Consider the following 6898-nt stretch of genomic DNA (forward strand, 5'->3'; position numbering starts at 1 on the left):
ACGTGCGCGCCTTGAGCCAAAGCTTGCTCTAGACCTGCCATGTTCTTTTCCATCGAAATGTCTAACACAGTCAGCTCATCACCCGCTTGCACGTCTACTTTTTCCACCAGTTTGATGTCGCGCTTTACACCGGTTATTAACTGGGCATCGACAGGATCAGCCAAACGTAATTGCAGAAGAGCAATGATGCCATCAGCATCACCATTAAAAATGTCGTAATTCATGGGGCGATAGTTCCTTTATCGAGAATCTTATCCCTGCAAGGGTTTTTAGCGTATGGGACTATTGTGCGTGGCATATTTGACAAGTCAACTCGAGCCACGACTCGAAAATGAGAGTGACTCTCGAAATATTAAGCAGTTTGACGTTTAACTGTGTAGATTGCTAACCGCATCTTCTAATAACAGTAGCTGCTCTAAGCCCTGCTCAGTTGCTAATGGCTTAACGACATTAAGCATCTGCAACATCCCTTGCTTCACCATTTGCTCGGTAATGTTGGTTTTTGAAGCCATCGCGGATTGATACGCCAACCAACTACACGCAATCAAGTGTAATGTACATACCAATGACTTCAACTGTTGTTGATCGACATTCAACAGCTTCATCGTTACGAACTCTTGCATAATAGCAATGAGGTTGGCTTGCAGCTTCTCTTGCACATCGATGTACTGCTCGTGCAGCTGTTCATCTCGTGACAAGATTTCTGGTAGGTTTGCGTAGAAAAAGCGGTATTTCCACATCAAGGTAAAAATAGAGTCTAGGTAGCTCTTCAGCATAGTCAGGCTCTCTTGTGAGCCTTGAATAGGGGTAAATCTTTCTAAAAGTTCTGCTGAATAAAGCGCAAAGATCTCACGAACGATTTCTTGCTTATTGCGGAAGTGGTAATACAGATTACCAGGGCTAATTTCGATGTGATCGGCAATGTGATTGGTGGTGATGTTGCGCTCACCATGTTGGTTGAACAACTCCAGTGCCGCGTAGACGATTTTGTCGCGCGTTTTCATTGTTATCGTATTCCCTCTTCATTAACGAATCGAGTATAGCGACTTCACCAACCTAGGTCGATAGAGGCTCCAAATACGGTAACATAACAGACCAGTTAAGATGCCAGTCGAGTTGGCGACAAGGTCTAACCAAGAGGTTTGTCTGCCGACATAGCCTTGTAGCCACTCAATGACGGCGCTAAATAGCAAAATACCCATCGCCACCGCCCAACGTTGACGCCAACGCCACACGCAAAAGCAACCTAAAAACGCAAAGCCGCTGTACGCCATGGCGTGCTGCATTTTGTCGAGGTACGCGATATTGCCCCAGTCTTGTAGTTCACCTGAACTCAGAGATAAAAAAGCGATCAATATGGCGTAGCTCAAGATGACGAAACGTGCAGCCGTCAAGTTCATTGGATATCCTTATGCGATTGGAAATGGAAAGGCCGTGACTTGATCAATGTGGTCACAGCCTAGCGCCAGCATGATCAAACGATCGATACCCAGCGCAACCCCTGCACAGTCTGGCAATCCTGCTTCCAGTGCAGAAATCAGATGATAATCGATCGGCTGCGGTTTTAAACCCATTTCGATACGCTTTGCGTTATCTTGTTCAAAGCGCGCTAATTGCTCTTTCGGGTTGTCCAGTTCATGGAATCCGTTCGCCAGCTCTATCCCCTTAAAGTACACTTCAAAACGATCCGCGACGCGATGATCTTGAGGATTGATTTTTGCGAGCGCCGCCTGTGACGCCGGGAAGTCGTACACAAAAGCCGGCACATCCTGACCAATTTTGTTTTCTACTCCCACGCTAAATAACAGTTGCAGCAACGTATCGCGATCTTCTTCTGGCTCAGCAATGTCACTCAAACCCAGCTTGCTTGCCGCCGCTTTCAGCTCAGTCATCGAGCCTTCCAGTGGACACACACCCAACACATCAATGAAGGCTTGCTGATACGTCATGCGCTGCGCTGCGCCACACTTCAATACCAGCTGCAACAGGTCATCCATTTCATCCATCAATTTATGATGGTCAAAGTCAACGCGATACCACTCCAACATCGTAAACTCGGGGTTGTGGTATCGACCATTTTCTTCGTTACGAAACGCTTTATTGATTTGATAAATACAACCACTGCCCGCTGCCAAAAGGCGCTTCATATGGAATTCTGGACTGGTCACAAAGAACAGCTTACTGCCATCAGCGTAACCAGGGCCAACAAACTCGGTTTGGAAAGTATGCAAATGAATGTCAGTCACGGTCGCGTGGCTCATCGCTGGCGTGTCCACTTCCATCACCTGTCGCTCTGCAAAGAATTGACGAATGGCGGCGATTAACGTCGCACGTTGACGAAGTTGCTCAATGGAAGCGGTAGGTTGCCAGTTGGTTTGCATAATAAGTCTCTCAAAACTCTAATTTAGCGCGTAAAAACCCCATTCTACATGCTTTTCACGGTTCGACGAGAGGGGAATTTCCCTTCTCTATTTTCCCGCCACATTGTTTAAATTTGAAGCAAGCATTACTCGTGCTGCAGTACAAAAAACATTCGAAATAAAACCTGTTATCAATGACAGCAATGTCGGGCAACACTCATTTAACATTCATGGATATGACGTTTGAGTTTCAAATGTTTCGTGCCGTGATAGCAGTCACATAACCTATAAATTCTATGCCCTTAAGTGCATTACCGAAGCAAAAACCCAATTACATCAATTTTTCTGCCATGTGGCTCATCTACACTAACCCTACTACTTTTGGGGAGTTCTTTTAAAAGAGCGCCTCGCAATCACAATAACAAGCGGATTTCCGCAATCACACACTGGAGGATAACTGTGCAAATTATCACCACAGATATCGCAGTCATCGGCGCAGGCGGCGCTGGTCTTCGTACTGCTATTGCAGCGGCTGAAGCAAACCCTGACTTAGAAGTCGCTCTGATTTCTAAAGTTTATCCAATGCGCTCCCACACGGTCGCTGCAGAGGGTGGCTCAGCAGCAGTTATCAAGGATGAAGATAGCTTAGACAACCACTTCAACGACACTGTTGGCGGTGGTGACTGGCTATGTGAACAGGATGTTGTTGAATACTTTGTAGAGAACGCGACTCGCGAAATGATCCAAATGGAGCAATGGGGTTGCCCATGGAGTCGTAAAGAGAACGGTGAAGTCAACGTACGCCGCTTTGGTGGTATGAAGGTTGAACGTACTTGGTTCGCTGCAGACAAAACTGGCTTCCACATGCTTCATACGCTATTCCAGACATCAATGAAGTACAGCAACATCAAACGTTTTGATGAGTACTTTGTGGTGGATCTGCTTGTTGATGAAGGCGAAGTTCAAGGTCTGATTGCTATTCACATGTCTGAAGGCGAGCTTGTTACTATCAAAGCAAAATCTGTTGTTCTAGCAACAGGTGGCGCGGGCCGTGTTTACCACTGTAACACCAACGGCGGTATCGTAACGGGCGATGGTATGGCAATGGCTTACCGTCACGGCGTTCCTCTACGTGATATGGAATTCGTTCAATACCACCCAACCGGTCTTCCAGGCACAGGTATCCTGATGACGGAAGGTTGTCGTGGTGAAGGCGGTATCATCGTTAACAAGAATGGCTACCGTTACCTACAAGATTACGGCATGGGCCCTGAAACTCCAGTTGGCCAACCGAAGAACAAATACATGGAACTGGGTCCTCGTGACAAAGTTTCTCAAGCTTTCTGGCACGAACAACAGAAAGGCAACACCATCAAACACCCACTGGGTGACGTGGTGCACCTAGACCTTCGCCACCTTGGTGAAGAGTACCTACAAGAACGTCTACCGTTCATCTGTGAGCTAGCAAAAGCTTATGTAAACGTGGACCCTGCAAAAGAGCCAATTCCAATTCGTCCAACCGTTCACTACACCATGGGTGGTATTGAAACGGACGGCGGTTGTGAAACTCGCATTAAAGGCCTATTCGCGGTGGGTGAATGTGCGTCTGTTGGTCTTCACGGTGCAAACCGTCTAGGTTCTAACTCACTGGCTGAATTCGTAGTATTTGGCCGCGTAGCTGGTGAAAACGCAGTGAAACGTGCGGCAGAATTCAAAGGCTGGAACGACGCGGCAATTGACGCGCAAGTCAAAGCCGTTGAAGAACGCATCGCAAAACTGATGAACCAAGAAGGCGACGAAAACTGGGCAGAAATACGCACAGAAATGGGCCACACCATGGAAGCGGGCTGTGGTATCTACCGCCAAGAAGATTTGATGCAAGCGACTATCGACAAAATCACTGAGTTGAAAGAACGCTACAAACGCATCAGCATCAAAGACAAAGGTAAAGTGTTCAACACAGACCTTCTATACGCAATCGAAGTGGGTTACGGCCTAGAAGTCGCAGAAGCGATGGTTCACTCTGCGATTCTACGTAAAGAATCTCGCGGTGCGCACCAACGTCTAGACGACGGTTGTACAGAACGTGATGACGTGAACTTCCTAAAACACTCACTTGCTTTCTACAAGCCAGAGTCAGCACCAAGTATCGATTACAGCAATGTGACCATCACTAAGTCACAACCAAAAGCTCGTCTATACGGTGAAGCAGCAGAAAAAGCCGCGGCTGAAGAGAAGAACGCAGAGGAGCAAGCATAATGTCAGCAAATCGCATTCAAAAAGTAGACATCCTGCGTTACGACCCAGAAAAAGATGCAGAACCATACAAGCAAACATTCGAAGTCCCATTCGATGAAACCATGTCTGTACTTGACGCACTTGGTTACATCAAAGACCACCTAGACAAAGATCTGTCTTACCGTTGGTCTTGCCGTATGGCGATCTGTGGTTCTTGCGGCATCATGGTGAACAACGTACCGAAACTTGCTTGTAAGAGCTTCCTACGTGACTACCCAGACGGTGTGACTATCGAGCCTCTAGCGAACTTCCCAATCGAGAAAGACTTGATTGTTGATATGACGCCATTCATCGAGCGCCTAGAAGCAATCAAACCATACATCATTGGTAACGATCGTAAACCAGAAGACGGTACGAACTTGCAAACGCCAGAACAGATGGCGAAATACAAGCAGTTCGCTGGCTGTATCAACTGTGGTCTGTGCTATGCAGCATGTCCTCAGTTTGGTCTTAATCCAGAGTTCATCGGTCCTGCTGCACTAACGCTAGCCCACCGCTACAACCTAGACAGCCGTGACAACGGTAAAGATGAGCGCATGAAGCTTATCAACGGTGAAAACGGTGCTTGGGGTTGTACGTTTGTTGGTTACTGTTCTGAAGTTTGTCCGAAGAACGTTGACCCAGCAGCGGCAGTAAACCAAGGCAAAGTGGAGTCTTCTATGGACTTCGTGATTGCTATGTTGAAACCTGATGGTTCACCAAAGAAAGTGGAGGCATAAGGATGAGCAATCGTAAACCTTACGTTCGTGAAGTAAAACGCACTTGGTGGAAGAACCATCCTTTCTACCGCTTCTACATGCTACGTGAAGCGACGGTGCTTCCGTTAATCCTATTCACTCTGTTCCTAACTTTCGGTTTAGGTTGCTTGGTGAAAGGTCCTGAAGCATGGCAAGGTTGGTTAGCGTTCATGGCGAACCCAATCGTAGTCGCAATCAACATCGTTGCACTACTCGGTAGCCTATTCCACGCTCAAACTTTCTTCAGCATGATGCCACAAGTAATGCCAATTCGTTTGAAAGGCAAACCCGTGGACAAGAAGATCATCGTATTGACTCAGTGGGCCGCGGTTGCGTTCATCTCACTGATCGTTCTCATCGTGGTGTAAGGAGCTGAGCAATGAAACCGAATTATAGTGTAAACACATCACCAAAACGTTCTGATGAGCCAATCTGGTGGGGTCTGTTTGGCGCAGGTGGTACTTGGTTCGCGATGATCACGCCAATCACTGTTCTTGTGCTAGGTATCTTGGTCCCACTAGGCGTGATTGATGCAGAAGCGATGAGCTACGAGCGTGTCTCTGCATTCGCAACCAGCATCATCGGTGCGCTATTCATCATTGGCACGCTAGCATTGCCAATGTGGCACGCAATGCACCGTGTACACCACGGCATGCACGACCTTAAATTCCACACTGGTGTGATTGGTAAAATTGCATGCTATGCATTTGCAGGCCTCATCACTGCACTAGCAGTTATCTTTATCTTCATGATTTAAGAGACTGACCAAAAAGAAAAAGCTGGCTAAATGCCAGCTTTTTTATTGCTTTGGGTTACCTATGATCTTTTTGCTTTTTGAGCTTTTGACCACCCATGATCTTATTGCTGTGTGACCTTCTTAGTTTGGTCCATTAAGCCCAACGCACCAAAGCCAGTAATCACATCAAGGTTAGTTTTCAGACCTGTCGCTTCACCACCACCGATGTAGTTTTGTGGCATCTGCACTTGGAAGTTTTGCAGGTTGTTATACAGCGAGTTCGCTACGTCTCGATTCAATTCTGCCAAGTAAACTTCACGATTTGCTCCTAACGCCGCATACTTACCTTTTAGGACTTCAGATTCTGCGCGACCTTTCGCTAATATCGCTTTCGCTTCAAACTCAGCAGAAAGTGCGTTCGCTTTTTGAATCGCTAAGTTAGCCTCTGCGATAGCTAGCTCTTTCTCCTTCTCGACCTCAGCAAGTCGTTTGGTTTTTTCCACTTCAACGATTTCACGCTCTGCAATCTGACGTGCAACTTCCACTTCTTTTTGCTGAGCAATAATTGCGAGTTCTTTACCACGCTGAGCGTCTTGCACTTCACGAGTACGTTGAATTTCTTTGCGTAACTGCTCCGTTTCTGCCTGTGCTTTCGACGTTTCTTGTTCCTGAATCGCACGAATGCGATCCGCCACTAAACGCTTTTTATCCGCCAGCAATTGGTCGAGCTGTTTCTCTGGTTGTGGATCACCAATGGTCACCTGCGT

Annotated in this window: 7 protein-coding genes and 2 pseudogenes; 4 read left to right on the plus strand and 5 right to left on the minus strand. The window is 47.0% G+C overall.

Annotated features, from left to right (window positions below; translation table 11 throughout):
• From R8N28_RS23330 to epmA, 4 genes and pseudogenes are all read right to left on the minus strand, one after another.
• Positions 1–224: pseudogene (locus R8N28_RS23330) on the minus strand (DHH family phosphoesterase); the annotation flags it as partial.
• Between the two features lie 144 nt (positions 225–368).
• Positions 369–1004: a TetR/AcrR family transcriptional regulator gene (locus R8N28_RS23335; protein WP_005381480.1), complete on the minus strand. Its 636-nt coding sequence runs from the start codon at positions 1002–1004 to the stop codon at positions 369–371.
• A 21-nt stretch (positions 1005–1025) separates the two neighbouring features.
• The gene (locus R8N28_RS23340) at positions 1026–1400 is read right to left on the minus strand and encodes a VanZ family protein (RefSeq protein WP_005456934.1); all 375 of its coding nucleotides are present in this window, start codon (positions 1398–1400) and stop codon (positions 1026–1028) included.
• 9 nt (positions 1401–1409) lie between these two features.
• Positions 1410–2381 (minus strand): elongation factor P--(R)-beta-lysine ligase, encoded by a 972-nt coding sequence (gene epmA / locus R8N28_RS23345; protein WP_065274936.1) that lies wholly within the window; start codon positions 2379–2381, stop codon positions 1410–1412.
• Positions 2382–2819: 438 nt separating this feature from the next.
• Between epmA and frdA the strand changes: the two genes are divergently transcribed.
• Genes frdA through frdD form a run of 4 tightly spaced genes read left to right on the plus strand, consistent with a single transcriptional unit; the run spans position 2820 to position 6152 of the window.
• Positions 2820–4619 (plus strand): fumarate reductase (quinol) flavoprotein subunit, encoded by a 1800-nt coding sequence (gene frdA / locus R8N28_RS23350; RefSeq protein WP_005381487.1) that lies wholly within the window; start codon positions 2820–2822, stop codon positions 4617–4619.
• Positions 4619–5377, plus strand: a complete 759-nt coding sequence (locus R8N28_RS23355) for a succinate dehydrogenase/fumarate reductase iron-sulfur subunit (RefSeq protein ID WP_005381489.1) — start codon at positions 4619–4621, stop codon at positions 5375–5377. The genes frdA and R8N28_RS23355 overlap by 1 nt, the downstream gene beginning before the upstream one ends.
• A gap of 2 nt (positions 5378–5379) precedes the next feature.
• Positions 5380–5763 carry a fumarate reductase subunit FrdC gene (gene frdC, locus R8N28_RS23360; RefSeq protein ID WP_005381491.1) on the plus strand — a complete coding sequence of 128 codons (384 nt, stop codon included), beginning with the start codon at positions 5380–5382 and terminating at the stop codon, positions 5761–5763.
• A gap of 11 nt (positions 5764–5774) precedes the next feature.
• Positions 5775–6152 carry a fumarate reductase subunit FrdD gene (frdD, locus tag R8N28_RS23365; RefSeq protein WP_005381493.1) on the plus strand — a complete coding sequence of 126 codons (378 nt, stop codon included), beginning with the start codon at positions 5775–5777 and terminating at the stop codon, positions 6150–6152.
• 101 nt (positions 6153–6253) lie between these two features.
• Here the strand turns inward: frdD and R8N28_RS23370 are convergent.
• Positions 6254–6898: pseudogene (locus tag R8N28_RS23370) on the minus strand (hypothetical protein); the annotation flags it as partial.

This window comes from Vibrio sp. Vb1554 (genome assembly GCF_033344235.1).

Bases quoted from the DNA above. Each gene is read 5' to 3' on its own strand.
- R8N28_RS23355 (WP_005381489.1), top strand. From the start codon at position 4,619: ATGTCAGCAAATCGCATTCAAAAAGTAGACATCCTGCGTTACGACCCA.
- frdD (WP_005381493.1), top strand. From the start codon at position 5,775: ATGAAACCGAATTATAGTGTAAACACATCACCAAAACGTTCTGATGAG.
- R8N28_RS23340 (WP_005456934.1), bottom strand. From the start codon at position 1,400: ATGAACTTGACGGCTGCACGTTTCGTCATCTTGAGCTACGCCATATTG.
- epmA (WP_065274936.1), bottom strand. From the start codon at position 2,381: ATGCAAACCAACTGGCAACCTACCGCTTCCATTGAGCAACTTCGTCAA.
- frdC (WP_005381491.1), top strand. From the start codon at position 5,380: ATGAGCAATCGTAAACCTTACGTTCGTGAAGTAAAACGCACTTGGTGG.
- R8N28_RS23335 (WP_005381480.1), bottom strand. From the start codon at position 1,004: ATGAAAACGCGCGACAAAATCGTCTACGCGGCACTGGAGTTGTTCAAC.